We start from the raw sequence: 1,539 nt of genomic DNA, 5'->3' as shown, positions 1-1,539 counted from the left end.
TTGCGGCCACCGCAATGCTCTGCGCCCAGGTCACCGCTCGTATCGCCGCCCGGTACGGCGGACTCGCCGGCATCCTCACCGCTGGCGCCATGATCGCGGACCCTGGCGCTGACGACGAGCCTGATGCCGTCGCTCTGGTCGCCGTGAGCGACACGAACAGCACCGTCGGAGACCTAGACGGTACCGTCGTCAGCTGGGTGGGTGACTGCCGCGCCTACGGGCTCATCGACGGGGTGCTGCACCAGTACACAACCGATCACACCGTCGGCCAGCAGCTCTGTGCCAACGGGGTGCCTGTCGAGCTGGCCGAACAGCACAACAACTGGGTGCGCACGAGCCTGCGTCACGCCACCGTCGCCACCGTCTACGAGGTCGTCATCCCCCCAGGGCTGGTCCTGCTGACCACTGACGGCGTCCACAGCGCCCTCACCGACACCGACCTAGAAGCCATCGTCCGCGCCCACGAGCACGATCCCCAGGCGCTGGCCGACGCGATCACCGCCGCGGTCGGGACGGATGGGGACGGGTACCGCGACGACGCCACCGCCATCGTGCTCATACCCAGCAGCCAGTGATCACACCCCCGGCGCGGCGCACCGCTGGCACGCACGCTGCCGCGCCGGGGCACTCCACCAACCCTCACGAGATCAGAAGGAGGTTCCCCATCATGCCCACAGCCGGGGACCGTAATCCCGTCAACGCCAGCACCTGCCCGGCGCGCGGCCCGTACTCCGGGCTGATCTGCACCCGGTGCGTCACCTCCCTGCCCGCACGCACACTCCCGGCCACCGCCCCGGCGGTGCGGGTATGAACGTCCTGTCCCTGTTCTCCGGAATCGGCGCGATGGATCGTGGATTGACCCGCGCCGGAATGACCATGGTCGGGCAGGTGGAAGCCGACCCGTACCGGCGAACCGTTCTTACCCGCCACTGGCCAGGAGTGCCCCAGCATGACGACGTCCGGAGCACCGCCGACTGGTGGGCGGCAGCAGGAACTCGCCCTCGAGTGGACGTCATCGCCGGAAGCCCGCCCTGCGAGCCGTTCAGCGACGCGGGCCGCCACCAGGGTGCTGCGGACCCCCGCTGGGGATGGCCGTGGATGGTCAGCGTGGTTCGCGCGCTACGACCCCGCTACGTCGTGGTGGAGAACTCCGCAGCTCTGCCTGGATATCGGGCCGAGTTCGGCGCCATCCTCGCCGACCTGGCCGAGCTCGGGATGGATGCGCAATGGGGAGTGCTATCCGCGTGCGCCATGGGTGCCCCACACGTGCGGGAGCGACTGTTCCTGGTGGCCTACACCCACAGCCTCGCTGGGGCGCCATGGCTGGGGGCTGGGTGGCCGATACCGGGCCGACACGGAGAGGCGGGTCCGTGGGCTGATCCGGTCGGGTTCGTGGCGGCCGACGCCCGAGGCCGTGGAGTGGCTGATGGGCCTGCCCGAGGGCTGGACGCTGCCCGGATAACCGCGCTCGGCGGGGCGGTCGTCCCCCAGGTCGCCGAACACATCGGACGCCTGCTCATGGCCCACGCCGGTCAGGGC

General features: G+C 70.4%; 3 protein-coding genes. All 3 read left to right on the top strand.

What is annotated here, in order from left to right; all coding sequences use genetic code 11:
* The coding region (locus tag MJ785_RS21705) for a PP2C family serine/threonine-protein phosphatase (protein ID WP_239382719.1) at positions 1–575 on the top strand (575 nt) is incomplete at its 5' end.
* Positions 576–667: 92 nt separating this feature from the next.
* Positions 668–811, top strand: a complete 144-nt coding sequence (locus MJ785_RS21700) for a hypothetical protein (protein ID WP_239311282.1) — start codon at positions 668–670, stop codon at positions 809–811.
* The coding region (locus tag MJ785_RS21695) for a DNA cytosine methyltransferase (RefSeq protein WP_239382717.1) at positions 808–1,539 on the top strand (732 nt) is incomplete at its 3' end. The genes MJ785_RS21700 and MJ785_RS21695, both read left to right, overlap by 4 nt.

Origin of the sequence: Protofrankia sp. CiT1 (assembly GCF_917627335.1) — a bacterium.
Classification (GTDB): domain Bacteria; phylum Actinomycetota; class Actinomycetes; order Frankiales; family Frankiaceae; genus Protofrankia.
The sequence above is the reverse complement of the archived record's forward strand: the minus strand, read 5'-3'. Positions and strand labels throughout refer to the sequence as shown.